The organism is Xanthobacter flavus (assembly GCF_017875275.1).
Taxonomy (GTDB): domain Bacteria; phylum Pseudomonadota; class Alphaproteobacteria; order Rhizobiales; family Xanthobacteraceae; genus Xanthobacter; species Xanthobacter flavus_A.
In genome coordinates this window covers 468537-491308 of the sequence record NZ_JAGGML010000001.1, presented here as the reverse complement: position 1 = coordinate 491308, position 22772 = coordinate 468537, and the positions used below count along the sequence as shown (strand labels likewise).

Annotated in this window: 34 protein-coding genes; all 34 read left to right on the top strand. The window is 66.6% G+C overall.

Annotated elements, in window-relative coordinates; translation table 11 throughout:
- Positions 1-7: 7 nt before the first annotated feature.
- The 34 genes from rplC (at position 8) to J2126_RS02270 (ending at position 22703) form a co-directional block, all read left to right on the top strand.
- The gene (gene rplC / locus J2126_RS02435; protein ID WP_209483609.1) at positions 8-736 is read left to right on the top strand and encodes a 50S ribosomal protein L3; all 729 of its coding nucleotides are present in this window, start codon (positions 8-10) and stop codon (positions 734-736) included.
- Positions 736-1356: a 50S ribosomal protein L4 gene (gene rplD, locus J2126_RS02430; protein WP_209483608.1), complete on the top strand. Its 621-nt coding sequence runs from the start codon at positions 736-738 to the stop codon at positions 1354-1356. The genes rplC and rplD overlap by 1 nt, the downstream gene beginning before the upstream one ends.
- On the top strand, positions 1353-1658 hold the full coding sequence (locus J2126_RS02425) for a 50S ribosomal protein L23 (RefSeq protein WP_168458253.1): 306 nt from the start codon (positions 1353-1355) through the stop codon (positions 1656-1658). The genes rplD and J2126_RS02425 overlap by 4 nt, the downstream gene beginning before the upstream one ends.
- A gap of 25 nt (positions 1659-1683) precedes the next feature.
- Positions 1684-2517 (top strand): 50S ribosomal protein L2, encoded by an 834-nt coding sequence (rplB, locus tag J2126_RS02420; protein WP_209483606.1) that lies wholly within the window; start codon positions 1684-1686, stop codon positions 2515-2517.
- Between the two features lie 11 nt (positions 2518-2528).
- Entirely contained in the window at positions 2529-2807 is a 279-nt protein-coding gene (gene rpsS / locus J2126_RS02415) for a 30S ribosomal protein S19 (RefSeq protein ID WP_024278444.1), read from the top strand.
- A gap of 6 nt (positions 2808-2813) precedes the next feature.
- Complete coding sequence (gene rplV / locus J2126_RS02410; protein ID WP_038193664.1) at positions 2814-3194, top strand: 50S ribosomal protein L22; 381 nt, start codon at positions 2814-2816, stop codon at positions 3192-3194.
- Complete coding sequence (gene rpsC / locus J2126_RS02405; protein ID WP_024278446.1) at positions 3194-3946, top strand: 30S ribosomal protein S3; 753 nt, start codon at positions 3194-3196, stop codon at positions 3944-3946. The genes rplV and rpsC overlap by 1 nt, the downstream gene beginning before the upstream one ends.
- Before the next feature lie 29 nt (positions 3947-3975).
- Positions 3976-4389, top strand: a complete 414-nt coding sequence (gene rplP / locus J2126_RS02400) for a 50S ribosomal protein L16 (protein WP_169124360.1) — start codon at positions 3976-3978, stop codon at positions 4387-4389.
- Positions 4390-4399: 10 nt separating this feature from the next.
- Positions 4400-4612 carry a 50S ribosomal protein L29 gene (gene rpmC, locus J2126_RS02395; protein WP_024278448.1) on the top strand — a complete coding sequence of 71 codons (213 nt, stop codon included), beginning with the start codon at positions 4400-4402 and terminating at the stop codon, positions 4610-4612.
- Positions 4613-4619: 7 nt separating this feature from the next.
- Positions 4620-4868: a 30S ribosomal protein S17 gene (rpsQ, locus tag J2126_RS02390; protein ID WP_209483604.1), complete on the top strand. Its 249-nt coding sequence runs from the start codon at positions 4620-4622 to the stop codon at positions 4866-4868.
- Positions 4869-5060: 192 nt separating this feature from the next.
- Positions 5061-5429: a 50S ribosomal protein L14 gene (gene rplN / locus J2126_RS02385; RefSeq protein WP_024278450.1), complete on the top strand. Its 369-nt coding sequence runs from the start codon at positions 5061-5063 to the stop codon at positions 5427-5429.
- A complete protein-coding gene (gene rplX / locus J2126_RS02380) occupies positions 5429-5746 on the top strand; it encodes a 50S ribosomal protein L24 (protein WP_029558958.1) in 318 nt (105 codons plus the stop codon). Before rplN ends, rplX begins: the two co-directional genes overlap by 1 nt.
- A complete protein-coding gene (gene rplE / locus J2126_RS02375) occupies positions 5739-6296 on the top strand; it encodes a 50S ribosomal protein L5 (RefSeq protein ID WP_209483602.1) in 558 nt (185 codons plus the stop codon). The genes rplX and rplE overlap by 8 nt, the downstream gene beginning before the upstream one ends.
- A 145-nt stretch (positions 6297-6441) precedes the next feature.
- On the top strand, positions 6442-6747 hold the full coding sequence (rpsN, locus tag J2126_RS02370) for a 30S ribosomal protein S14 (protein ID WP_024278453.1): 306 nt from the start codon (positions 6442-6444) through the stop codon (positions 6745-6747).
- Positions 6748-6757: 10 nt separating this feature from the next.
- Positions 6758-7156, top strand: a complete 399-nt coding sequence (gene rpsH, locus J2126_RS02365; RefSeq protein WP_024278454.1) for a 30S ribosomal protein S8 — start codon at positions 6758-6760, stop codon at positions 7154-7156.
- A 14-nt stretch (positions 7157-7170) separates the two neighbouring features.
- Positions 7171-7704 (top strand): 50S ribosomal protein L6, encoded by a 534-nt coding sequence (rplF, locus tag J2126_RS02360; protein WP_209483600.1) that lies wholly within the window; start codon positions 7171-7173, stop codon positions 7702-7704.
- 12 nt (positions 7705-7716) lie between these two features.
- Complete coding sequence (gene rplR, locus J2126_RS02355) at positions 7717-8079, top strand: 50S ribosomal protein L18 (protein ID WP_209483598.1); 363 nt, start codon at positions 7717-7719, stop codon at positions 8077-8079.
- Between the two features lie 17 nt (positions 8080-8096).
- Positions 8097-8654, top strand: coding sequence for a 30S ribosomal protein S5 (gene rpsE / locus J2126_RS02350; RefSeq protein ID WP_012116752.1), 558 nt, complete (start codon positions 8097-8099; stop codon positions 8652-8654).
- A gap of 29 nt (positions 8655-8683) precedes the next feature.
- Positions 8684-8866, top strand: a complete 183-nt coding sequence (gene rpmD, locus J2126_RS02345; RefSeq protein ID WP_209483596.1) for a 50S ribosomal protein L30 — start codon at positions 8684-8686, stop codon at positions 8864-8866.
- 10 nt (positions 8867-8876) lie between these two features.
- Entirely contained in the window at positions 8877-9353 is a 477-nt protein-coding gene (gene rplO / locus J2126_RS02340) for a 50S ribosomal protein L15 (RefSeq protein ID WP_209483594.1), read from the top strand.
- 507 nt (positions 9354-9860) lie between these two features.
- Positions 9861-11195 (top strand): preprotein translocase subunit SecY, encoded by a 1335-nt coding sequence (secY, locus tag J2126_RS02335; RefSeq protein WP_209483592.1) that lies wholly within the window; start codon positions 9861-9863, stop codon positions 11193-11195.
- Position 11196: 1 nt separating this feature from the next.
- Positions 11197-11784, top strand: a complete 588-nt coding sequence (locus J2126_RS02330; protein ID WP_209483590.1) for an adenylate kinase — start codon at positions 11197-11199, stop codon at positions 11782-11784.
- 319 nt (positions 11785-12103) lie between these two features.
- Entirely contained in the window at positions 12104-12472 is a 369-nt protein-coding gene (rpsM, locus tag J2126_RS02325) for a 30S ribosomal protein S13 (RefSeq protein WP_024278462.1), read from the top strand.
- Between the two features lie 123 nt (positions 12473-12595).
- Positions 12596-12985, top strand: a complete 390-nt coding sequence (gene rpsK, locus J2126_RS02320) for a 30S ribosomal protein S11 (RefSeq protein ID WP_024278463.1) — start codon at positions 12596-12598, stop codon at positions 12983-12985.
- Between the two features lie 142 nt (positions 12986-13127).
- Positions 13128-14144, top strand: coding sequence for a DNA-directed RNA polymerase subunit alpha (locus J2126_RS02315; protein WP_209489768.1), 1017 nt, complete (start codon positions 13128-13130; stop codon positions 14142-14144).
- A gap of 103 nt (positions 14145-14247) precedes the next feature.
- Positions 14248-14667: a 50S ribosomal protein L17 gene (gene rplQ / locus J2126_RS02310; RefSeq protein ID WP_169124348.1), complete on the top strand. Its 420-nt coding sequence runs from the start codon at positions 14248-14250 to the stop codon at positions 14665-14667.
- Positions 14668-14874: 207 nt separating this feature from the next.
- Positions 14875-16332 (top strand): DegQ family serine endoprotease, encoded by a 1458-nt coding sequence (locus tag J2126_RS02305; protein ID WP_209483587.1) that lies wholly within the window; start codon positions 14875-14877, stop codon positions 16330-16332.
- Positions 16333-16349: 17 nt separating this feature from the next.
- Entirely contained in the window at positions 16350-17660 is a 1311-nt protein-coding gene (locus tag J2126_RS02300) for a replication-associated recombination protein A (RefSeq protein ID WP_209483586.1), read from the top strand.
- 68 nt (positions 17661-17728) lie between these two features.
- Positions 17729-17959 carry a hypothetical protein gene (locus J2126_RS02295; protein WP_209483584.1) on the top strand — a complete coding sequence of 77 codons (231 nt, stop codon included), beginning with the start codon at positions 17729-17731 and terminating at the stop codon, positions 17957-17959.
- Complete coding sequence (locus tag J2126_RS02290) at positions 17956-18234, top strand: type II toxin-antitoxin system RelE/ParE family toxin (protein ID WP_209483582.1); 279 nt, start codon at positions 17956-17958, stop codon at positions 18232-18234. The genes J2126_RS02295 and J2126_RS02290 overlap by 4 nt, the downstream gene beginning before the upstream one ends.
- 18 nt (positions 18235-18252) lie before the next feature.
- Complete coding sequence (gene crcB, locus J2126_RS02285; protein ID WP_209483579.1) at positions 18253-18642, top strand: fluoride efflux transporter CrcB; 390 nt, start codon at positions 18253-18255, stop codon at positions 18640-18642.
- A gap of 169 nt (positions 18643-18811) precedes the next feature.
- Complete coding sequence (locus tag J2126_RS02280; protein ID WP_209483577.1) at positions 18812-19906, top strand: RluA family pseudouridine synthase; 1095 nt, start codon at positions 18812-18814, stop codon at positions 19904-19906.
- 206 nt (positions 19907-20112) lie between these two features.
- Positions 20113-20739 (top strand): TRAP transporter small permease subunit, encoded by a 627-nt coding sequence (locus tag J2126_RS02275; protein ID WP_209483575.1) that lies wholly within the window; start codon positions 20113-20115, stop codon positions 20737-20739.
- A 107-nt stretch (positions 20740-20846) separates the two neighbouring features.
- Positions 20847-22703, top strand: a complete 1857-nt coding sequence (locus J2126_RS02270) for a TRAP transporter large permease (protein ID WP_209489766.1) — start codon at positions 20847-20849, stop codon at positions 22701-22703.
- The last annotated feature ends 69 nt before the right edge of the window (positions 22704-22772 follow it).

Here is a 22772-nt window from a genome sequence, read left to right as displayed (position 1 = left end):
CACGACCATGCGGTCAGGCGTCATCGCCCAGAAGGTCGGCATGACCCGCATCTTCACCGATGCTGGCGAGCACGTGCCGGTCACTGTGCTGAAGGTTGAGAGCTGCCAGGTGGTTGCCCACCGCACGCTCGACAAGAATGGCTATGTCGCGGTCCAGCTCGGTGCTGGCCGGCGCAAGCCGAAGAACGTGACCCGCGCCGAGCGCGGCCACTTCGCCGTGGCTCAGGTTGAGCCCAAGCGGAAGATGGCCGAGTTCCGCGTGCCGGAAGACGGGCTCATCCCCGTCGGTGCCGAGATCACCGCTGACCACTTCGTCGTGGGCCAGTATGTGGACGTCACCGGCACCACCATCGGCAAGGGCTTCGCCGGCGGCATGAAGCGCCACAATTTCGGTGGTCTTCGCGCCTCGCACGGCGTCTCCATCTCGCATCGTTCGATCGGTTCGACCGGCGGCCGTCAGGACCCCGGCAAGACCTTCAAGAACAAGAAGATGCCCGGCCACATGGGTGACGTCACCGTCACCACCCAGAACCTGAAGGTCGTGATGACCGACGTCGAGCGCGGCCTCATCGCCGTCGAAGGCGCCGTTCCCGGCCATGCGGGTGGCTGGATCACCGTGCGCGACGCCGTGAAGAAGAGGTTGCCCGCCGAGGCCCCCAAGCCCGGCGCGTTCAAGCTCGGCAACGGTTCGGACGCGGCCCCCGCCGCTGAAGCCGCCAATGAGGAGGGCGCGTGATGGAACTCACCGTCAAGACGCTCGACGGCTCCGAAGCCGGCTCCGTGACCCTGTCCGACGCGATCTTCGGCCTTGAGCCGCGCGCGGACATCCTGCACCGTTGCGTGACCTGGCAGCTCTCCCGCCGCCAGGCCGGCACGCACCGCACCAAGGGCCGTTCGGAGATCAACCGCACGTCCAAGAAGCTGTACAAGCAGAAGGGCACCGGCAACGCCCGTCACGGCGCCGCGTCCGCTCCGCAGTTCCGCGGCGGCGGTCGTGCCTTCGGCCCGGTGGTGCGCTCGCACGCCATCGACCTGCCGAAGAAGGTCCGTGCCCTCGCGCTGAAGCATGCGCTCTCGTCGAAGGCGAAGGCCGAGCAGATCATCGTGCTCGACACCGCCAACCTCGCCGATCCGAAGACCAAGGCGCTCAAGGATCGGCTTGAGAAGCTCGGCATCTCGTCCGTTCTCTTCGTGGACGGCGCCCAGGTGGAGCAGAACATCGCGCTCGCGGCGCGCAACCTGCCCTACGTGGACGTGCTGCCCATCCAGGGCATCAACGTCTATGACATCCTGCGCCGCGACACCCTGGTCCTGACCAAGGCCGCCGTGGACGCGCTGGAGGCGCGCTTCAAATGAGCACGCGCAACATCGAACCGCGTCATTACGACGTGATCGTCTCGCCCGTCATCACCGAGAAGGCGACGACCGCGAGCGAGCAGAACAAGGTTGTCTTCAACGTCGCGAAGACCGCTTCCAAGCCTTCCATCAAGGAAGCCGTGGAGAAGCTTTTCGACGTGAAGGTCAAGAGCGTGAACACGCTGGTCCGCAAGGGCAAGACGAAGATCTTCAAAGGCCGCAAGGGCGTCCAGAGCGACGTCAAGAAAGCGGTCGTGACCCTCGAAGAGGGCCAGAAGATCGACATCACCACGGGCCTCTGAGAGCCGAGGGGAACGGGATAAGACCATGGCGCTGAAGCATTTCAAGCCGGTCACGCCGAGCCTTCGCCAGCTCGTGATCGTGGACCGCTCCGGCCTCTACAAGGGCAAGCCGGTGAAGACCCTGACCGAGGGCAAGAGCTCCTCGGGCGGACGCAACAACAATGGCCGCATCACCGTCCGCTTCCGCGGCGGCGGCCACAAGCAGACCTACCGTCTGGTCGATTTCAAGCGCCTCAAGCGCGGCATGTCGGCGACGGTGGAGCGGCTGGAGTACGATCCGAACCGCACCTCGTTCATCGCCCTCCTCAAGTATGAGGACGGTGAGCTGGCCTACATCTTGGCGCCGCAGCGCCTGGCCGTTGGCGACCAGGTGATCGCCGGGGACAACGTGGACGTGAAGCCCGGCAATGCCGGTCCTCTCTCCTCGCTCCCGGTCGGCACGATCGTGCACAACGTCGAGCTGAAGATCGGCAAGGGTGGCCAGATCGCCCGCTCCGCCGGCACCTACGCGCAGATCGTGGGTCGCGACGAGGGCTACGTGATCGTCCGCCTGAACTCTGGCGAGCAGCGCCTCGTGCACGGGGCGTGCTACGCCACCGTGGGCGCGGTCTCCAACCCGGACCACATGAACATCTCGCTGGGCAAGGCGGGACGCAGCCGCTGGCTCGGGCGTATGCCGCACAACCGCGGCGTGGTCATGAACCCGGTGGATCACCCGCACGGCGGCGGTGAAGGCCGCACCTCGGGCGGCCGTCATCCGGTCACGCCCTGGGGCATCCCCACCAAGGGCAAGAAGACCCGCAGCAACAAGGCGACGGACAAGTTCATCGTGTCCAGCCGCCACAAGCGCAAGAAGTGAGGGCCTGAGCTATGTCTCGCTCTGTCTGGAAGGGCCCGTTCGTCGACGGCTACATGCTGAAGAAGGCTGAAGCTGCCGCGGGTTCGGGTCGTCGCGACGTCATCAAGATCTGGAGCCGGCGCTCCACCATTCTGCCCCAGTTCGTGGGCTTAACCTTCGGCGTCTACAACGGCCACAAGCATGTGCCCGTCAACGTCACCGAGGACATGATCGGCCAGAAGTTCGGCGAGTTCGCTCCGACGCGGACTTACTACGGGCACGCGGCCGACAAGAAGTCGAAGCGGCGGTGATCGGTCATGGGTAAGCAGGCAAAGCCCCGCGCGCTCGCGGACAACGAAGCCAAGGCTGTGGCGCGCAACCTGCGCGTCTCGCCCCAGAAGCTCAACCTCGTCGCGGGCCTGATCCGCGGCAAGAAGGTGGCGACGGCGCTCGCCGATCTCGAGTTCTCTCACAAGCGGATCGCCCGCGACGTGAAGAAGTGCCTCGAGAGCGCGATCGCCAACGCCGAGAACAACCACGAGCTCGATGTCGACGATCTCATCGTCGCCGAGGCGCACGTGGGCAAGGGTCTGGTCATGAAGCGGTTCTCGCCGCGGGCGCGCGGTCGCGCCTCGCGCATCGAGAAGCCCTTCGCCCACATCACCATCGTGGTGCGGGAAGTCGAGGAGCGGGCCTGATGGGTCAAAAGGTCAATCCGGTCGGGCTCCGGCTCGGCATCAACCGCACGTGGGATTCGCGCTGGTTCGCCAACAAGGGCGAATACGGCAAGCTCCTGCACGAGGACATCAAGATCCGCGAGATGCTGATGAAGCAGCTCAAGCAGGCGGCGGTGTCCAAGGTGGTGATCGAGCGCCCGCACAAGAAGTGCCGCGTGACCATCTACTCGGGTCGTCCGGGCGTGGTCATCGGCAAGAAGGGCGCGGACATCGACAAGCTGCGCAAGAAGGTCTCCGAGATGACCAACTCGGAAGTCTTCATCAACATCGTCGAGATCCGGAAGCCGGAAATCGACGCGCGCCTCGTCGCCGAGTCCATCGCCCAGCAGCTGGAGCGCCGCGTGGCCTTCCGTCGCGCCATGAAGCGCGCCGTGCAGTCCGCCATGCGCCTCGGCGCCGAGGGCATCCGTATCAATTGCTCGGGCCGTCTCGGCGGCGCTGAGATCGCGCGCCTGGAATGGTACCGCGAAGGCCGCGTGCCGCTGCACACCCTGCGTGCGGACGTGGACTACGGCACCGCCACGGCCTTCACCACCTACGGCACCTGCGGTGTGAAGGTGTGGGTCTTCAAGGGCGAGATCCTCGAGCACGATCCCATGGCGCAGGACAAGCGCCAGGCCGAGCAGGAAGCTGGCCCGTCGTCGCGTCCCCAGCGGCGCGAGCGCGGTGACCGCGATCGCGGTGACCGCGGCGACCGCGGCTCCCGGGCTTGATGGCCGGCTAGAGAGAAGGCGATCAAGCCATGCTGCAACCCAAGCGCACCAAGTTCCGCAAGCAGTTCAAGGGACGCATCCACGGCGTCGCCAAGGGCGGCACGGAATTGAACTTCGGCGAGTTCGGCCTCAAGGCCGTCGAGCCGGAGCGCGTGACTGCCCGCCAGATCGAGGCGGCCCGGCGCGCGCTCACCCGCCACATGAAGCGCGCCGGACGCGTCTGGATCCGGGTGTTCCCCGACGTCCCGGTGTCGGCCAAGCCCACGGAAGTCCGTATGGGCAAGGGCAAGGGCGCGCCCGAATATTGGGCGGCCCGCGTCAAGCCCGGCCGCATCATGTTCGAGATCGACGGGGTCAGCGTCGAGACCGCTCGCGAGGCGTTGACCCTCGCGGCGGCGAAGCTGCCCATCAAGACGCGCTTCATCCAGCGCATCGCCGAGTGAGGAGAGGCTCATGAAAGCCGAGGACGTTCGGGCCCTCAGCCCCGATCAGCTCGCCGATGAGCTGCTGAAGCTGAAGAAGGAGCAGTTCAACCTGCGCTTCCAGAAGGCGACGGGACAGCTCGAGAATACCGCCCGGTCCAAGCAGATTCGCCGCGACATCGCGCGGATCAAGACCGTGCAGACCGACAAGCGCACCGGTTCGCCGGTGCAGAAGGCGAAGTGAGGAAGCGATGCCGAAGCGCGTGCTCCAGGGCGTCGTGGTGAGCGACAAGACCGACAAGACCGTGGTGGTTCGGGTGGAGCGCCGCTTCACCCATCCGCTGCTCAAGAAGACCGTTCGCCGGTCCAAGAAGTATCATGCCCATGACGAGGCCAATTCCTGGCACGTGGGCGATACGGTGTGGATCGAGGAGCACCGTCCGATCTCGAAGCTGAAGAACTGGATCGTGATCCAGGGCGAAAAGCGCGCCGAGGTCTGATAAGAGAGTTTCCCGTCCGGATGGATCGTCCGGCCGGGAGGGCTCCGGTGCCGGGTCCGTCGATCGCCCCAAGGGAAGATCGAGTGGAGACCGCACCGCGGCAACACCGTGTTCCGATGAGCGGGCACGGCGAACAAGGGTTAAGGCAATGCCGGTGCGCCGGCGGCGCTGGATGACGAGAACAGGTGCGTCATGATCCAGATGCAGACCAATCTCGACGTGGCGGACAATTCCGGCGCCCGTCGCGTCATGTGCATCAAGGTACTTGGCGGCTCTAAGCGGAAGTATGCCCACGTCGGCGACATCATCGTGGTGTCCGTCAAGGAGGCAATTCCGCGCGGCCGCGTGAAGAAGGGCGACGTGATGAAGGCCGTGGTGGTTCGCACCGCCAAGGACATCCGTCGCGTCGATGGCTCGGTCATCCGCTTCGACAAGAACGCGGCCGTGCTGATCAACAACAACAAGGAGCCGGTGGGCACCCGCATCTTCGGACCGGTTCCGCGCGAGCTGCGCTCCAAGAACCACATGAAGATCATCTCGCTGGCGCCGGAGGTGCTGTGATGGCCGCGAAGATCAAGAAGGGCGACAAGGTCGTCGTCCTCGCCGGCCGCGACAAGGGCCGCACCGGCGAGGTCATCCAGGTGATGCCGAAGGACGAGAAGGCTCTCGTGCGCGGCGTGAATATCGTGAAGCGTCACCAGCGCCAGTCGGCGAACCAGGAAGGCGGGATCATCTCCAAGGAGGCTCCCATCCACCTGTCGAACGTCGCCATTGCCGACCCCAAGGACGGCAAGCCGACCCGCGTCGGCTTCGAGGTGCTGGATGACGGACGCAAGGTCCGCGTGGCCAAGCGTTCCGGGGAGAGGATCGATGGCTGAGGCGACCTACAACGCGCGGCTGCGCACCTTCTATGACGAGGTGGTGCGGCCGAAGATGATCGAGCAGTTCGGCTACAAGAACCCCATGGAAGTGCCGGTCATCGAGAAGATCGTCATCAACATGGGCGTTGGCGAAGCCACCGCCGACACCAAGAAGGTGACGACCGCCGCCGCGGACCTCGCCCAGATCGCCGGCCAGAAGCCGGTCATCACCCGGGCCCGCAAGGCGATCTCGAACTTCAAGCTGCGAGAGAACCAGCCGGTCGGCGCGAAGGTCACCCTTCGCAAGACCCGGATGTACGAGTTCATGGACCGCCTCGTGACCGTGGCCCTGCCCCGCGTCCGCGACTTCCGCGGCCTGAACCCGAAGAGCTTCGACGGCCGTGGCAACTACGCCATGGGCATGAAGGAGCACATCGTGTTCCCCGAGATCAACTACGACCGCGTCGAGCAGATCTGGGGCATGGACATCATCGTGTGCACCACGGCGAAGACCGACGAGGAAGCCCGCGCGCTTCTGAAGGCCTTCAACTTCCCCTTCCGCCAGTGAGCGGGTATGAGGGGCGCTTCGCTCGAAGCGCCTCTTCGGTTCCGGCCTCTGGCCGCAGCCGGAAGACGAGACGAGTGAGGACATGATTTTCCGGCCGTGAGGGGCTCAGGTCGAGCTGCTCAGACGCGGAGAACAGGAGCTTAAGATGGCGAAGAAGAGCGCGATCGAGACGAACGAGCGCCGCCGCAAGCTGGCCACTGGCCAGGCGGCGAAGCGCGCGCGTCTGAAGGCGATCGTGAATGACAAGACCCTGCCGATCGAGGAGCGCTTCCAGGCGACCCTCAAGCTGGCGGAAATGCCGCGCAACGGCGCGAAGATCCGGATCCGCAACCGCTGCGAGGTGACTGGCCGTCCGCGTGCCTTCTACCGCAAGCTCAAGATGAGCCGTATCGCGCTGCGCGAGCTGGGCAACCAGGGCATGGTGCCCGGCCTCGTGAAGTCGAGCTGGTGAGGAGGGAACGATGGCTGTAACTGATCCCATCGGCGATCTGATCACCCGCATCCGCAACGCCCAGATGCGCCGCAAGGACAAGACCTCGACTCCCGGCTCGCGTCTGCGCGCCTCGGTTCTCGATGTCCTGCGCGACGAGGGCTACATCCGCGGCTACACCTCGACCGATCACGGCAACGGCCGGACCGAGTTCGAGATCGAGCTGAAGTATTTCGACGGGACGCCGGTGATCCGTGAGATCTCCCGCGTGTCGAAGCCCGGCCGCCGCGTGTATGCGGCTGTCAAGAACCTGCCCCGCGTCGCCAACGGTCTCGGCATCGCCGTCGTCTCCACGCCCCAGGGCGTGATGGCCGACCACGAAGCCCGCGACAAGAACGTCGGCGGCGAAGTGCTCTTCACCGTGTTCTGACGACGGAGGACAAGATGTCGAAGATCGGCAAGCTGCCCGTCGCCATTCCGGCCGGCGTCACCGCCAGCCTGGACGGACAGACGGTGAAGGTAAAGGGCCCCAAGGGCGCCCTGGAAGTGACCCTGGTGGAAGAAATCGCCGCCAAGATCGAGGGCTCGGAGATCAAGCTCGCCATGAATGGCGAGACCTCCCGGCACAAGGCCATGTGGGGCATGTCCCGCACGCTGGTCTCCAACCTGGTCGAAGGCGTGACCAAGGGCTTCGAGAAGAAGCTCGAGATCACCGGCGTCGGCTACAAGGCGGCGGTGCAGGGCAAGAACCTCAACCTGTCGCTCGGCTACAGCCACGACGTGATCTACGCGATTCCCGAGGGCATCCAGATCGTCACCCCCAAGCCCACCGAAGTGGTGATCTCGGGCATCGACCGGCAGAAGGTCGGCCAGGTGGCGGCGGAGATCCGCGAGTTCCGTGGCCCCGAGCCCTACAAGGGCAAGGGCGTCAAGTATGCCGGCGAATTCATCTTCCGCAAGGAAGGCAAGAAGAAGTGACGGAGGCGAACCATGGCTAAGGATTTGGAGGCGCACGCGCGCCGCAAGGCCAAGGTGCGCCGTGCGATCCGCGTTGCGGCGAACGGGCGTCCCCGCCTGTCGGTGCACCGGACCTCGCAGCACATCTATGCGCAGATCATCGACGATGCGAAGGGCGAGACCCTCGCCGCCGCGTCGAGCCTCGAGAAGGATCTGCGCGGGTCGCTGAAGACCGGTGCGGACACCGAGGCCGCCAAGACGATCGGCAAGCTTGTGGCCGAGCGCGCTGTGGCCAAGGGCGTGACCGCGGTCGTCTTCGACCGTGGCGCATACATTTATCATGGGCGCGTCAAGGCGCTCGCTGAGGGCGCCCGCGAAGGCGGCCTTCAGTTCTGACGCAAGGACGAGCGAACATGGCCCGTGAACGGGAACAGCGCCACGAGCGCGAGGACCGCGACAATACGTTCGTGGACAAGCTGGTCCACATCAACCGCGTCGCCAAGGTTGTGAAGGGCGGCCGTCGCTTCGGCTTCGCTGCCCTGGTGGTGGTCGGTGACCAGAAGGGCCGCGTCGGCTTCGGCCATGGCAAGGCCCGTGAGGTGCCGGAGGCGATCCGCAAGGCAACGGAGAGCGCCAAGCGCGCCCTCATCCGCGTGCCGCTGCGCGAAGGCCGCACCCTGCACCACGACGTGCATGGTCATCACGGCGCCGGCAAGGTGATCCTGCGCGCCGCTCCGGCGGGTACCGGCATCATCGCCGGCGGCCCGATGCGCGCGGTGTTCGAGACCCTCGGCATGCACGATGTGGTGGCGAAGTCCTTCGGGTCTTCCAACCCCTACAACATGGTGCGCGCCACCTTCGACGCCCTGAAGAACCAGGACTCGCCGCGCTCCGTCGCTGCGCGTCGCGGCATCAAGGTCTCCCAGCTCCAGTCCCGCCGCCGCGTCGAAGACGCGGAAGCGACCGACTGAGCGGCGCGACCGAAGGATAGGATTGCGCCATGAGCGACAAGACCATCACCGTGGAGCAGGTCGGTTCGCCGATCCGCCGCCCGTTCGACCAGGAGGCCACCCTCGTCGGTCTCGGGCTGAACAAGCGGCACCGCCGCTCCACTCTCAAGGATACCCCGGCCGTCCGCGGCATGATCGCCAAGGTCGCCCACCTCGTCCGTGTGGTCGAGTGAGGAGCGGGACATGAAGCTCGACGAAATCAGGGACAATCCCGGCGCCCGCAAGAAGCGGATGCGCGTGGGCCGGGGCATCGGCTCCGGCAAGGGCAAGACCGCTGGCCGCGGCGTGAAGGGTCAGAAGGCCCGGACCGGCGTCGCCATCAAGGGCTTCGAGGGCGGCCAGATGCCGCTGCATCGTCGCCTGCCGAAGCGCGGCTTCCACAACATCTTCCGCCTGGATTACAACGAGGTCTCCCTCGCCAAGATCCAGGCCGCGGTCGATGCCGGCCGTCTCGACGCGGGTCAGCCCGTGACCGAGGCCGCCCTCGTCACCGCCGGCGTGCTGCGCCGGGTGAAGGATGGCGTGCGCGTGCTCGGCACCGGTGAGCTTTCCGCCAAGGTGACGCTGGAAGTGGCCTACGCCACCAAATCCGCCATCGCCGCCGTGGAGAAGGCCGGCGGCTCGGTGACCATGCTCGCGGCGGCCGTCGAGGCCGAGTGAGCAGAGGCTGATCGGAACAGGGGACGGCGCGGGGCTTCATGCCGCCGCGCCGAACCCATGTTCGGACCAACCTCCTGCGGATTCCCGGCTCATGGCCGGGTCTTCGTGTTTCGGGCCGCGCGTGTCTCGCGCGCCCGGTTTCAGGTGACGCTCCGGTGCCGCCATTGGTTTGACGGGTGCGACGGTCCTTTCGGCCCGAGCATCCGAGTCGGGATCGGCCCCGCATGCCGCAGGCGGCACGCCTTTGGCCGGATACCGGCTCTTCCTGCCGGCCTGCGGCCATCCGTCGCGCCGGCCCCAGTTTGCCCCAACGCTCCGTCCGGGACCTCCTGTCCAGGACGCGCCCGGGCACCGGCCCCATGGCACTCCCGCCAGGGACCAGCGCCGCGGCAAGGGAGCCTGGTACCGGACCGTGGGCGGGGAGCTCCGGTCCTTCTGCCTTGGCACCCGAGCGTTGCGCCCTCATATAAGGGCCGCCCACCAGGGTGGCGTCCATCGGAGCAAGGCATGGTCTCGGCGGCGGAACAACTCGCGGCGAACCTCAATTTCGGTGCCCTCGGCAAGGCCGAGGAGCTGAAGAAGCGCATCTGGTTCACCCTCGGCGCGCTTCTCGTCTATCGGCTCGGCACCTACATCCCCATGCCCGGCATCAATCCGGACGCGCTGGCGGACGTTTTCAAGAACGCCCAGCAGGGAATCATCGGCCTCTTCAACATGTTCTCGGGCGGCGCCGTCGAGCGCATGGCCATCTTTGCCCTGAACATCATGCCGTACATCTCGGCCTCCATCATCATCCAGCTCCTCACCAGCGTCTCGCCGACGCTGGAGGCGCTGAAGAAGGAGGGCGAGGCGGGCCGCAAGCAGCTGAACCAGTACACGCGCTACCTCACCGTGGTGCTCGCCCTGTTCCAGGCCTATGGCATCGCCGTCGGCCTCGAGGGCTCGGGGAGCCTGGTGGCGGAGCCCGGCTGGTTCTTCCGCATCTCGACGGTCATCACGCTGACCGGCGGCACCATGTTCCTGATGTGGCTGGGCGAGCAGATCACCTCGCGCGGCATCGGCAACGGCACCTCGCTCATCATCTTTGCCGGCATTGTCGCCGAGCTGCCGGGCGCCTTCGTGCGCACGTTGGAGCTCGGTCGCGAGGGCGCCATCTCCACGGTGGTGATTCTCGGCATGATCCTGATGGCCATCGTGGTCATCGCCTTCATCGTGTTCATGGAGCGCGCCCAGCGCCGGCTGCTGATCCAGTATCCCAAGCGCCAGGTGGGCAACCGGATCTACGAGGGCCAATCCTCGCATCTGCCGCTGAAGCTCAACACGTCGGGTGTCATCCCGCCGATCTTCGCCTCCTCGCTGCTGCTCATTCCCACCACGATCGCCAGCTTCATGCAGGGCTCGGGTCCGGAATGGCTGCAGACCATCACCACCCACATCGGCCACGGGCGCCCGCTCTACATGGTGCTGTATGTGGCGCTGATCGTGTTCTTCTGCTTCTTCTACACCGCGATCGTGTTCAATCCGGTGGAGACGGCGGACAATCTGAAGAAGCACGGCGGCTTCATTCCGGGCATCCGCCCGGGTGAGCGGACGGCCGAGTACATCGACTATGTGCTCACCCGCATCACCGTCGTGGGCGCCGCCTACATTGCGGCGGTTTGCCTCTTCCCCGAACTGCTGATTTCCTACGCCTCTCTTCCGTTCTATTTCGGAGGAACGTCGCTTCTGATCGTGGTCAGCGTGACCATGGACACCGTGTCCCAGATCCAGGGGCATCTGTTGGCCCACCAGTACGAAGGACTGGTCAAGAAGGCCAAGTTGCGCGGGGGGAGGAGGAAGTAATATGAGGCTGGTGCTGTTGGGCCCGCCCGGGGCAGGCAAGGGAACTCAGGCACAGCGGCTGGTGGCCCGTCACGGCATCGTCCAGCTTTCCACCGGAGACATGCTGCGCGCGGCGGTTGCCGCGGGTACGCCGGTGGGGCTGAAGGCGAAGGCGGTGATGGATGCCGGCGGGCTGGTCTCGGATGAGATCGTCATCGGCATCATCGCCGAACGCATCGGCGAGGCGGATGCCCGAAACGGCTTCATCCTCGACGGCTTCCCGCGCACGGTTGCGCAGGCCGAGGCGCTGGACCATCTGCTCACCGAGAAGGGCCTCAAGCTCGACGCGGTGATCGAGCTGGTGGTGGACCAGGAGAAGCTGGTCAACCGCATCCTCAACCGCGCCGCCGAAGCCGCTGCCAAGGGCGAGCCGGTGCGCAAGGATGATGATCCGGTGGTCTTCAAGACCCGCCTGGAAGCCTATAACCGCGACACTGCGGTGGTGGCGCCCTATTACAAGGCGCGCGGCCAGCTGAAGCAGATCGACGGCATGGCGCCCATCGATCAGGTCACCGCCGCCATTGACGGGGTCCTCGCCGAGGCGGCGTGAGGGCAGGGGGCTTCGGCATCCAACCCGAGATCAAGGCCCTTTCGTCGGGTGGCGGAAGGGCCTTTTCGTTGCGGATCTTGCCCTGGGCGGGCTGAAGGGCGGGGCCTGACGCCCTTGACCCATCGGGGAATCTCCGCTATGGGCACTCCCTCGCTTCGGAAAAGGTGCCGTTCGGTCCACCCGAAAGGGTCGGGCAGGGCGGTCGTTTTGTCGTATCCGGGGCAGATTTCGTCAAGATCCCGCATGGGCCGGCCTCCACCGGACGCGGGGACAACAACCGGCCAGCTGCCTTTGGGCGCAGGCCCGCATGGAGAGCGCAGTGGCTCGTATCGCAGGCGTCAACATCCCGACCAACAAGCGCGTCGTCATCGCGCTCCAGTACATCCACGGCATCGGCCCCAAGAAGGCTGAAGAGATCGTCGAGAAGGTGGGTATTCCCGCCGAGCGTCGCGTGAACCAGCTGACCGACCAGGAAGTGCTGCAGATCCGCGAGACCATCGACCGCGACTACATCGTGGAAGGCGACCTGCGCCGCGAAGTGGCGATGAACATCAAGCGCCTCATGGACCTCGGCTGCTACCGCGGCCTGCGCCATCGCCGCGGCCTGCCTGTGCGCGGCCAGCGCACCCACACCAACGCCCGCACCCGCAAGGGGCCGGCGAAGCCGATCGCCGGCAAGAAGAAGTGATCGGCCGCAAGGCTTGAGATTTGGGGAGGCCGGCCAAGCCGGCCTTTTCCCCGTTGACCGGCCCGTCAAGGGCCATCCCGAGCGCCTGGAGCTACGGGCGCGCCTGAAGGATCTGAGAAACAGATGGCAAAAGAAGCAACACGCGTGAAGCGCCGCGAGCGCAAGAACATCGCCTCCGGCGTGGCGCATGTGAACGCCTCGTTCAACAACACCATGATCACCATCACCGACGCCCAGGGCAACACCATCTCCTGGTCCTCGGCCGGTGCCATGGGTTTCAAGGGCTCGCGCAAGTCCACCCCGTACGCCGCGCAGGTCGCGGCCGAGGACGCGGCCCGCAAGGCGGCCGAGCACGGCATGCGCACCCTGGAAGTGGAAGTCTGCGGTCCGGGTTCGGGTCGTGAGTCCGCTCTTCGCGCGCTTCAGGCGGCGGGCTTCCTCGTCACCTCCATCCGCGACGTGACGCCGATCCCGCACAACGGCTGCCGTCCACGCAAGCGCCGCCGCGTCTGATCCGCTCTTCGTTCCTCCGCGGGTCGGTCCCGCGGGGATCAAGCCCGGTTTCTCCTCCCCCGAGCGGGACGGGCCAGGCCTCCGGACGAGGTCGATCACCCCGGCAGCTGCCGTGGCCCGGCGAGAAAGCAAGGTGAAGCAAGTGATTCAGAAGAACTGGCAAGAGCTGATCAAGCCCGAGAAGCTGCAGGTCAATCCGGGCCACGATCCCAAGCGCTTCGCGACCGTCGTCGCCGAGCCGCTGGAGCGTGGCTTCGGCATGACCCTCGGCAACGCCCTGCGCCGCATCCTCCTGTCGTCGCTCCAGGGCGCGGCGGTGACCTCGATCCACATCGACGGCGTGCTGCACGAGTTCTCGTCCATCCCGGGCGTGCGTGAGGACGTGACGGACATCATCCTCAACGTGAAGGATGTGGCCATCCGCATGCAGGGCGATGGCCCGAAGCGCATGGTGGCCAAGAAGACCGGCCCCGGCGTGCTGGTGGCCGGCGACATCCAGACCGTCGGTGACGTCGCCATCCTGAACCCGAACCTGCCCATCTGCACCCTCGACGAGGGCGCGGAGCTGCGCATTGAGTTCACGGTGGACACCGGCAAGGGCTACGTGGCCGCCGACCGCAACCGTCCCGAGGATGCCCCGATCGGCCTGATCCCGATCGACAGCCTCTACTCGCCGGTGCGCAAGGTCTCCTACAAGGTCGAGAACACCCGTGAGGGCCAGATTCTCGACTATGACAAGCTGACGCTCCAGATCGAGACCAATGGCTCGATCACGGCCGAGGACGCGCTGGCCTATGCCGCCCGCATCCTGCAGGACCAGCTGGAGATCTTCGTCAACTTCGAGGAGCCCAAGCGCGAGAGCGAGGCGACGGCGATCCAGACGCTGCCGTTCTCTCCGGCGCTGCTGAAGAAGGTGGACGAGCTCGAGCTCTCCGTCCGTTCGGCCAACTGCCTGAAGAACGACAACATCGTCTACATCGGCGACCTGATCCAGAAGAGCGAGACGGAGATGCTCCGCACGCCGAACTTCGGCCGCAAGTCGCTCAACGAGATCAAGGAAGTGCTTGCTTCCCTCGGCCTGCATCTCGGCATGGAAGTGCCCGGCTGGCCGCCCGAGAACATCGAAGAGCTGGCCAAGCGCTTCGAGGAGCACTACTGATCCGCAATCCGGGGCGGCACGCTGCCCTGATCCCTTTTGAGCGGCCCGAGCCGCGCAACCCATCGACCGGCTCGTCCGTCGCCATCTTCAGGAGTTCGCCGTCATGCGTCACGGCAAGGTACACCGCAAGTTCAACCGCACCTGGGAGCACCGCAAGGCGATGTTCTCCAACCTCGCGGGCGCCCTCATCACCCACGAGCAGATCGTGACCACCCTCCCCAAGGCGAAGGATCTTCGCCCGGTGGTGGAGAAGCTCGTGACCCTCGCCCGTCGCGGCGACCTGCACGCCCGCCGCCAGGCGATCGCCGAGCTGAAGGACCAGGCCGTGGTCAAGAAGCTGTTCGACGTTCTGGCGCCCCGGTATGCAGCCCGTCCGGGCGGCTACACCCGCATCGTCAAGGCCGGCTTCCGCTATGGCGACAACACCGCCGTCGCGGTGATCGAGTTCGTGGATCGTGACGTGGACGCCAAGGGCGCCGCCGACCACGCCCGCACCGCCGCTGCCGCTGCCGAGGCGGCGTGAGGCCGGGCTGCGCGAGATCGGGCCGCGTGAGCGTCTGCTGATTTGAGCGTATGAAAAGGGGCGGTCCTTGGGACCGCCCTTTTTTCGTTCGAGAGAACGTCTTTCGTTGCGAAGATCGGCTGCTCCGCGCGAATCGGCCGGCCCCGCGCCTGGAACGAGGCGCTCCGCCGGTCATTGAGCGCGGATCAGGCTTCAAGGGTGGCGGGTATGTTCGAACGATTTTCCCAGGTGGCGGCAGCGGCCGCCCTCGCTCTTGTCCTCGGCGCGCCCGCTTTCGCCCAGCCGGCGGCGCAGCAGCGGGTTCCGGCGTCGCAGGCTGAGGTGACGCTCTCCTTCGCGCCGGTGGTGGCGAAGACGGCGCCGGCGGTGGTGAACGTCTATGCGCTGAAGACGGCGCAGCAGCGCGTCAATCCGATCTTCGACGACCCCTTCTTCCGCCGCTTCTTCGGCATGCCCGGCCCCGGCGGGCCGGGTGGTCCCGGCGATGGGCCGGGCCTGCGGGCGCCGGAGCGGGTGCAGCGCTCGCTCGGCTCGGGGGTGATCGTCGATCCCTCGGGGCTGGTGCTCACCAATTACCATGTCATCGAGGGGGCGGATGAAATCCGCATCGCGCTCAATGATCGCCGCGAATACGAGGCCGAAGTGCTGCTGCGCGACCAGCGCACCGATCTCGCCGTGCTGCGCATCAAGAGCGAGGCGAAGGAGCGGTTCCCCTTCCTGGAGCTGGGCGATTCGGATGGCCTCGCCGTCGGCGACCTCGTGCTGGCCATCGGCGATCCCTTCGGCGTCGGCCAGACGGTGACGCAGGGCATCGTCTCCGCGCTGGCCCGCACCCAGGTGGGCGTCTCCGACTACCAGTTCTTCATCCAGACCGACGCGGCCATCAATCCCGGCAATTCCGGCGGTCCGCTGGTGGACATGGCCGGGCGCGTGGTGGGCATCAATTCCGCCATCTATTCGCGCTCCGGCGGCTCCCACGGCATCGGTTTCGCCATTCCCGCCAATATGGGCCGGGTTGTGGTGGAGCAGGCGAAAAGCGGGTCGAAGACGGTCCGCCGGCCGTGGCTCGGCGCCCGGCTCCAGCGGGTGACGCCGGACATCGCCGAGAGCCTCGGCCTGCCGCGTCCAACCGGCGTTCTGGTGCAGAGCGTCACCGCCGGCAGCCCCGCCGCCAAGGCCGGGCTCAAGACCGGCGACCTCGTGGTGTCGGTGGAGGGGCTGGGGATCGACGATCCCGAATCCCTCAACTACCGCCTCGCGACCCGCCCCATTGGCGGCAAGGCGGCGCTGCTGGTGAACCGCTCCGGCAAGGAGCAGACGCTGGTTGTGGTGCTGGAGGTGGCGCCGGAGACGGTCCCGCGTGAGGAATTGCTGCTGCGCGGCCGCACGCCCTTCGCCGGCGCGACCATTGTTAATCTCTCACCCGCCGTCGCCGAGGAGCTGAAGGTGGATGCCAACGCCACCGGCGTCGTCGTTTATGACGTGCAGGACAATTCCCCCGCCGCGGTGGCCGGCTTCCGGCCGGGAGACGTCATCGTCGAGGTGAATAATGAGAAGGTCGGCCGCACGCGCGATCTCGACCAGCTGTCCTCGGTGCCCCAGCGTGGCTGGCGCGTAACCGTGCTGCGCGGCGGGCGCAGCATCACCGCCGTCCTGCGCGGCTGACCCCGGCAGAGGCACCCATGAGCGATCTGTTCGAGGCCGCGGGACTGGGGGAAGGGGTGGCCCGGCCGCTTGCCGACCGGCTGCGCCCGTCGCGCCTCTCGGAGGTGGTGGGGCAGGACCATCTGGTGGGGCCGGACGGCGTGCTCTCGCGCATGCTGGAGACGCGCTCCCTCGGCTCGCTCATCCTGTGGGGGCCGCCCGGCACCGGGAAGACCACGTTGGCGCGCCTGCTGGCCTCGGCCACGGACCTGCATTTCGAGCAGATCTCCGCCATCTTCTCCGGCGTCGCAGACCTCAAGAAGGTGTTCGAGCAGGCCCGCGGCCGTCGCCTCTCCGGCACCGCGACGCTCTTGTTCGTGGACGAAATCCACCGCTTCAACCGCGCCCAGCAGGACTCATTCCTGCCCGTCATGGAGGACGGCACGGTGACGCTGGTGGGCGCCACCACGGAAAACCCCTCCTTCGAGCTGAACGCGGCGCTTCTCTCCCGCGCCCGCGTGCTGGTGTTCCGCTCCCTCGATGCCGAGGCCATCGCGAAGCTACTTGCCCGCGCCGAGGAGGTGGAGGGCCGCGAACTCCCGCTCACCGAAGACGCGCGCGTGGCGCTGGTGAACATGGCCGATGGCGACGGCCGCGCCTCCCTCACCTTGGCGGAGGAGGTCTGGCGCGCCGCGCGTCCGGGCGAGGTGTTCGATGTGGCGGGCCTGAGCGAAGTGGTGCAGCGCCGCGCGCCCATCTACGACAAGAGCGAGGACGGCCACTACAACCTCATCTCCGCTTTGCACAAGGCGGTGCGGGGCTCGGACCCCGACGCGGCGCTCTATTATCTCGCGCGGATGCTGGATGCGGGGGAGAGCCCGCTGTTCCTCGCCCGCCGCATCGTGCGCATGGCCATCGAGGACATCGGCAATGCCGATCCGCAGGCCCTCGTGATCGCCAATGCGGCGAAGGAGGCCTATGACTTCCTTGGTTCTCCGGAGGGCGAACTGGCATTGGCGCAGGCGGTCGTCTATGTGGCCACCGCGCCGAAATCCAATGCCGTCTACACCGCCTTCAAGGCGGCGAAGCGCGTGGCCAAGGAGGGCGGCTCGCTGGTGCCGCCCAAGGTTATCCTGAACGCGCCCACCAAGCTGATGAAGGCCGAGGGCTACGGCACCGGCTATCGCTATGACCACGACGAGCCGGATGCCTTCTCCGGCCAGGACTATTTCCCCGAGGCGCTGGGCCGCCAGAGCTTCTACCATCCGGTGGAGCGCGGCTTCGAGCGCGAGATCAGGAAGCGCCTCGACTACTGGGCGCGCCTGCGGGCCGAACGCGGCGGGAAATAGCGGGGCAAATGGCGGGGGCTCGGGCCTTCGTATATGATCCGCCCCGAGGCTGGACCCTGAAGGCGACCATGACCCGGCTGATGCGCGAACTCATCGAGAAGCTTGAAGCCCTGCCCGAGGCCGAGCAGGACGCACTCGCCCGCGAGTTCCTCCACGTGATCGAGGCTGGCGCCGGGGAAAGCGCCGTCTATGTCCTCACCCCGGAGCAGGAGGAGGAGGTCCGCCGCGCGCTGGAGGATGGGGAGCCGAACGCGTCCCCCGAGGAGGTCGAAGCCTTTTTTGCCCGCTTTCGGGGATGAAGGTCACCTTCCGTGCCCGCGCCCTCGGCCACCTCAGGCAGATCGAGCGCTACGTCGCCGCCGACAGCCCCACGGCCGCCGGCCGTCTTGTCGCTCGCATCGAGTGGGCCATCCTCAATCTCGCAGACCACCCTCTATCCGCTCCGGCGGGCACCGTGCCGGGTACGCGGCAACTCGCCATCGCCGATACGCCCTACCTTGTCATCTATCGTGCGGATGCGGATGGCATCACCATCCTCGCCGTTCTCCATGCCGCGCGCCGCGCGCGCTCCTGATCTGTTCCGGGACCCGCCATGACCCTGCCCCCCGCCCTCATCGTCTTCCTCGGCGCCGGCCTCGGCGGCATGATCCGGCATTTCGTGAACATGGCCGTGCCGCGGCTGCTGGGCACCGGCTTTCCCTTCGCCACCTTCCTCATCAACGTGTCGGGCAGCCTCATCATGGGGCTCATGGCGGGCTATCTCGCCTTCAAGGACGGCGAGACGTGGACGCAGCCGGTGCGGCTGTTCCTCACCACCGGGATGCTGGGCGGCTACACCACCTTCTCCACCTTCTCGCTGGATTTCCTCTATCTCGCCGAACGCGGCGAACTGGGATTGGCCTTCGCCTATGCCCTCGGCTCTGTGCTGCTGGGCTTTGGCGGCGTCTGGGCCGGCATCATGCTGGTGCGCAGCCTGACGTGATTGTCGCGTTGCCACGCTCAGGCGCCGCGCGGGCTTTTGGGCGTTGCCGACGCTCAGGTGCCGCGCGGGCTTTTAGGGTGCGCAGGACTTTTGGCGAGACGGTGGCCATGGCGCGGTGAAAGCTCTATTGCTGCGGCATCAAAGGGTTTGCGCGAGGAACAGGGCGAAGATGGCTGTCGTGACCAGAACCGTGGCCGAGGACGAGGCGGGCATGCGCCTCGACCGCTGGTTCAAGGTGCATTATCCGGACCTCTCCTTCGGCCACCTGCAGAAGCTGGTGCGCACAGGACAGGTGCGGGTGGACGGCGGCCGGGTGAAGACCTCCTCCCGCGTCGAGCCCGGCCAGAGCGTGCGCATCCCCCCGCTCGGCGCCGATGAGCCCGAGGCGGCGCCCGCGCCGGCAAAGGGCGCGCGCAACGGCGAGGCCGGCAAGGAGGGCGCCCGTGAGTCCGGCGCGACCCCGCCGGCCAATCCATCGGCCAAGCCCCGCGCGGCCAAGGACCCCGCCCTCCGCAAACTGGAAGAGGACCGGGCCTTCCTCAAATCCATCACCCTGTTCGAGGACAAGGACGTGATGGTGCTGAACAAGCCATTCGGCCTTGCCGTGCAGGGCGGCTCGGGCACCTACCGCCATGTGGACGGCTTGCTGGAGGCCCTGAAGGACCGGGACGGGCAGAAGCCGCGCCTCGTCCACCGCATCGACAAGGACACCTCCGGCTGCCTGCTCATCGCCAAGTCGCGGCTTGCCGCCTCGGTGCTGGCCAAGAGCTTTCGCTCGCGCGAGGCGCGCAAGGTCTATTGGGCGGTGGTGCCCGGCGTGCCGAAGCCCCGGCAGGGGCGCATCTCCACCTATCTCGCCCGCGACGAGGACGAGGAGAAGATGCGCGTCGCCCGCCATGGCGAGGACGAGGCGAGCCACGCCATCACCTATTACGCCGTGGTGGACCAGGCCGCGCAGAAGATGAGCTGGCTGTCATTGAAGCCGGTGACGGGCCGCACCCACCAGCTGCGCGCCCACCTCGCCCATATCCACCACCCGATCCTGGGCGACCCGAAATACTTCGACATCGAAAATTGGGAACTGCCACGCGGCCTGCAGAACCGCCTGCACCTGCTGGCGCGGCGGCTCGTCATCCCGCATCCGCGCGGGCAGGGGGTGATCGACGTATCCGCGCCCCTGCCGCAGCACATGGCGCAGACTTTCGCCGTGCTGGGCTTTGACGCCTCGCAGTACGATCCGATCCTCGAAGCGCCTGAGGCTTGAAACTCGCCAATATCGGGGACCTTCGGCGCGCCACGCTGAAGCTGACGCCTTCGACCTTGGTCTAAGCCTTGTCACGTAAGGGATTCTGGTAACCGCCTCCGGCTTGAAGTCGCGGCATCTTCCCCTATGGTGCGGGCCAAGGCCTGAAGGCCAAAGAAGAAGCACTCCGGAGTCGTCTCCGGTCGCGCCCGAGGGAATTGATCTCAATGACAGCCCTTCTCGCCCTCTCGCGAGGGATCGATGCCGTCAACACCCGCATCGGCAAGGCCGCCGCGTGGCTGATCCTTGTCTCCATCCTGGTGTCGGCGCTCAACGCCATCATCCGCAAGCTGTTCGACATGAGCTCGAACTCGTGGCTGGAACTGCAATGGGTGCTGTTCGCGGCGGTGTTCCTGCTGTGCGCCTCGTGGACGCTCATCGATAACGAGCACATCCGCATCGACATCGTGAATTCCCGCCTGCCCAAGCGCTGGCGCGACGGCATCGACATCTTCGGCCACATCTTCTTCCTGCTGCCCTTCTCCATCCTGCTCCTGTGGACCTCCTGGCCCTTCTTCCTGGCGTCCTACGGGATCAACGAGCAGTCCCTCAATGCCGGTGGTCTGCCCCAGTGGCCGGCCAAGCTGCTGGTACCAGTGGGCTTTTTCTTCCTGACGCTGCAGGGGATCTCCGAACTCATCAAGCGCATCGCCATCTTCACCGGAAAGATGGAGGACCCCCACGAGGGCGCGGGCGGCAGCCATGCGGCGCTCGCAGCCGAGGCGGAGCGCCTGCTCGCCGAGGCCGAACTCCCCGAAGGGGCGCCCGGCGCCGCTGCGGCAACCAAGAAGTAGGGGCGCGCGCCATGTCCTTTGTCCGCACGCTCCTGAAGCGTCGTCCCGTCGCCGCGCTCGCCGTCGCGCTGCTCGCCGTCCTGCTCATCGCCCTGCCAGACGTGGCGATGGCGGCGGAGCCCGGCTTCCGGGGCTGGTTCGTCCACAACATGGCGCCGATCATGTTCGGCGCGCTGGTGCTGTTCCTGCTGCTCGGCTACCCGGTCGCCTTCTCGCTGGCCGCCAACGGGCTCATCTTCGGGCTCATCGGCATCTATCTCGGCCTGTTCGAGCCCAAGTTCCTGCAGGCATTGCCGGAACGCGTCTATGGCACGATGAACAATGAAGTGCTCCTCGCGGTGCCCTTCTTCACCTTCATGGGCCTCATCCTCGAACGCTCCGGCATGGCCGAGGACCTGCTCGACACCATCGGCCAGGTGTTCGGCTCCATCCGCGGCGGCCTTGCCTATGCGGTGATCTTCGTCGGCGCGCTGCTGGCGGCGACCACCGGCGTGGTGGCGGCCTCGGTGATCTCCATGGGCCTCATCTCGCTGCCCATCATGCTGCGCTACGGCTACGACCGGCGCGTGGCATCCGGTGTCATCGCTGCGTCCGGCACGCTGGCGCAGATCATCCCGCCCTCCCTCGTGCTCATCGTGATGGCCGACCAGCTGAACCGCTCGGTGGGCGACATGTATGAGGGCGCGTTCCTGCCGGGCCTGCTGCTCGCCAGCCTCTATGCCGGCTACATCTTCCTGGTCTCATCGATCTTCCCCAGCGCCGCGCCCGGCCTGCCGCTGGAGGCGCAGACCCTGCGCGATCCGGACCAGAAGACGATGCCCTCGCGCATCCTCGGCGCGGTGGCGGCGGCGGGCTTCGCCTTCCTCATCGCCCGGGGCTCCCTGCCGGGCCTCACGGCGGGGGCCATTCCCGGCGTCGCCAACATGGCGGTGTGGGGCGTCGCGTCGTTCGTGGTGCTCTATTTCGTCATGTCGGGCACGGCGAAGCTGCTCACGCCCTCGCTCTTCATCGCGCTCTCCCTGTCCATCGCCGGCGCCATCGAACTGATGGAGATGAGCCATGTGAAGTTCGGCGCGGACTATGTGGTGCTCACCATGTCGGCCACGGTGGGCATCGCCTTCGTGGTGGCGGTGGTGAACCGCGTGTTCCGACTCGGGCTCCTGTCCAAGCTCGCCGAGCAGGTGGTGTTCGTGATGGTGCCGCCGCTGGCGCTCATCTTCCTCGTGCTCGGCACCATCTTCATCGGCGTCGCGACGCCGACCGAGGGCGGCGCCATGGGCTCGCTGGGCGCGGTCATCCTCGCCTTTGCCCGCGGGCGGCTGAAGTTCGACCTGATGCGGCAGGCGACCTATTCCACCGCCAAGCTCTCCGCCTTCGTGCTGTTCATCCTGCTTGGCGCCCGCGTGTTCTCGCTCACCTTCTACGGGGTGGACGGGCACAAATGGGTGGAGGAACTGCTGGTGTCGCTGCCCGGCGGGCAGACCGGCTTCCTCATCGCGGTGAACGCGCTGGTGTTCGTGCTGGCCTTCTTCCTCGATTATTTCGAGCTGGCCTTCATCATCATCCCGCTGCTCGGACCGGCGGCCGACAAGATGGGCATCGACCTCATCTGGTTCGGCGTGATGCTGGCGGTGAACATGCAGACCTCCTTCATGCATCCGCCCTTCGGCTTCGCCCTGTTCTTCCTGCGTTCGGTGGCGGCCAAGGTGCCCTATGTGGACCGTGTGACCGGCAAGACGATGCAACCCGTGACCACCGGGCAAATCTACTGGGGCGCAGTGCCGTTCGTGTGCATCCAGCTCGTCATGGTGGCGCTCATCATCCTCTTCCCCGGCATGGTGACTCACTACAAGAGCGGCGGCGTGCAGCTCGACCAGCAGCAGATCCAGCAGCAGTTCGAGAACCTTTCGCCCGGCCTCGACGCGGCGCCCCCGCCGCCCCTCGATCTCGGCTTCGGGAAGTAGCGGGGCCCGGCCGGCCGGCTTTGCCCTCCTAAGGGCGCATTCGGAAGTGAGATGACGGGGTGGAGGGCT

Excerpts from the sequence above, each read along its gene's own strand:
- rplC (WP_209483609.1), top strand. The coding sequence starts at position 8 with ATGCGGTCAGGCGTCATCGCCCAGAAGGTCGGCATGACCCGCATCTTC.
- rplD (WP_209483608.1), top strand. The coding sequence starts at position 736 with ATGGAACTCACCGTCAAGACGCTCGACGGCTCCGAAGCCGGCTCCGTG.
- J2126_RS02425 (WP_168458253.1), top strand. The coding sequence starts at position 1,353 with ATGAGCACGCGCAACATCGAACCGCGTCATTACGACGTGATCGTCTCG.
- rplB (WP_209483606.1), top strand. The coding sequence starts at position 1,684 with ATGGCGCTGAAGCATTTCAAGCCGGTCACGCCGAGCCTTCGCCAGCTC.
- rpsS (WP_024278444.1), top strand. The coding sequence starts at position 2,529 with ATGTCTCGCTCTGTCTGGAAGGGCCCGTTCGTCGACGGCTACATGCTG.
- rplV (WP_038193664.1), top strand. The coding sequence starts at position 2,814 with ATGGGTAAGCAGGCAAAGCCCCGCGCGCTCGCGGACAACGAAGCCAAG.
- rpsC (WP_024278446.1), top strand. The coding sequence starts at position 3,194 with ATGGGTCAAAAGGTCAATCCGGTCGGGCTCCGGCTCGGCATCAACCGC.
- rplP (WP_169124360.1), top strand. The coding sequence starts at position 3,976 with ATGCTGCAACCCAAGCGCACCAAGTTCCGCAAGCAGTTCAAGGGACGC.
- rpmC (WP_024278448.1), top strand. The coding sequence starts at position 4,400 with ATGAAAGCCGAGGACGTTCGGGCCCTCAGCCCCGATCAGCTCGCCGAT.
- rpsQ (WP_209483604.1), top strand. The coding sequence starts at position 4,620 with ATGCCGAAGCGCGTGCTCCAGGGCGTCGTGGTGAGCGACAAGACCGAC.
- rplN (WP_024278450.1), top strand. The coding sequence starts at position 5,061 with ATGATCCAGATGCAGACCAATCTCGACGTGGCGGACAATTCCGGCGCC.
- rplX (WP_029558958.1), top strand. The coding sequence starts at position 5,429 with ATGGCCGCGAAGATCAAGAAGGGCGACAAGGTCGTCGTCCTCGCCGGC.
- rplE (WP_209483602.1), top strand. The coding sequence starts at position 5,739 with ATGGCTGAGGCGACCTACAACGCGCGGCTGCGCACCTTCTATGACGAG.
- rpsN (WP_024278453.1), top strand. The coding sequence starts at position 6,442 with ATGGCGAAGAAGAGCGCGATCGAGACGAACGAGCGCCGCCGCAAGCTG.
- rpsH (WP_024278454.1), top strand. The coding sequence starts at position 6,758 with ATGGCTGTAACTGATCCCATCGGCGATCTGATCACCCGCATCCGCAAC.
- rplF (WP_209483600.1), top strand. The coding sequence starts at position 7,171 with ATGTCGAAGATCGGCAAGCTGCCCGTCGCCATTCCGGCCGGCGTCACC.
- rplR (WP_209483598.1), top strand. The coding sequence starts at position 7,717 with ATGGCTAAGGATTTGGAGGCGCACGCGCGCCGCAAGGCCAAGGTGCGC.
- rpsE (WP_012116752.1), top strand. The coding sequence starts at position 8,097 with ATGGCCCGTGAACGGGAACAGCGCCACGAGCGCGAGGACCGCGACAAT.
- rpmD (WP_209483596.1), top strand. The coding sequence starts at position 8,684 with ATGAGCGACAAGACCATCACCGTGGAGCAGGTCGGTTCGCCGATCCGC.
- rplO (WP_209483594.1), top strand. The coding sequence starts at position 8,877 with ATGAAGCTCGACGAAATCAGGGACAATCCCGGCGCCCGCAAGAAGCGG.
- secY (WP_209483592.1), top strand. The coding sequence starts at position 9,861 with ATGGTCTCGGCGGCGGAACAACTCGCGGCGAACCTCAATTTCGGTGCC.
- J2126_RS02330 (WP_209483590.1), top strand. The coding sequence starts at position 11,197 with ATGAGGCTGGTGCTGTTGGGCCCGCCCGGGGCAGGCAAGGGAACTCAG.
- rpsK (WP_024278463.1), top strand. The coding sequence starts at position 12,596 with ATGGCAAAAGAAGCAACACGCGTGAAGCGCCGCGAGCGCAAGAACATC.
- rplQ (WP_169124348.1), top strand. The coding sequence starts at position 14,248 with ATGCGTCACGGCAAGGTACACCGCAAGTTCAACCGCACCTGGGAGCAC.
- J2126_RS02305 (WP_209483587.1), top strand. The coding sequence starts at position 14,875 with ATGTTCGAACGATTTTCCCAGGTGGCGGCAGCGGCCGCCCTCGCTCTT.
- J2126_RS02300 (WP_209483586.1), top strand. The coding sequence starts at position 16,350 with ATGAGCGATCTGTTCGAGGCCGCGGGACTGGGGGAAGGGGTGGCCCGG.
- J2126_RS02295 (WP_209483584.1), top strand. The coding sequence starts at position 17,729 with ATGACCCGGCTGATGCGCGAACTCATCGAGAAGCTTGAAGCCCTGCCC.
- J2126_RS02290 (WP_209483582.1), top strand. The coding sequence starts at position 17,956 with ATGAAGGTCACCTTCCGTGCCCGCGCCCTCGGCCACCTCAGGCAGATC.
- crcB (WP_209483579.1), top strand. The coding sequence starts at position 18,253 with ATGACCCTGCCCCCCGCCCTCATCGTCTTCCTCGGCGCCGGCCTCGGC.
- J2126_RS02280 (WP_209483577.1), top strand. The coding sequence starts at position 18,812 with ATGGCTGTCGTGACCAGAACCGTGGCCGAGGACGAGGCGGGCATGCGC.
- J2126_RS02275 (WP_209483575.1), top strand. The coding sequence starts at position 20,113 with ATGACAGCCCTTCTCGCCCTCTCGCGAGGGATCGATGCCGTCAACACC.
- J2126_RS02270 (WP_209489766.1), top strand. The coding sequence starts at position 20,847 with ATGGCGGCGGAGCCCGGCTTCCGGGGCTGGTTCGTCCACAACATGGCG.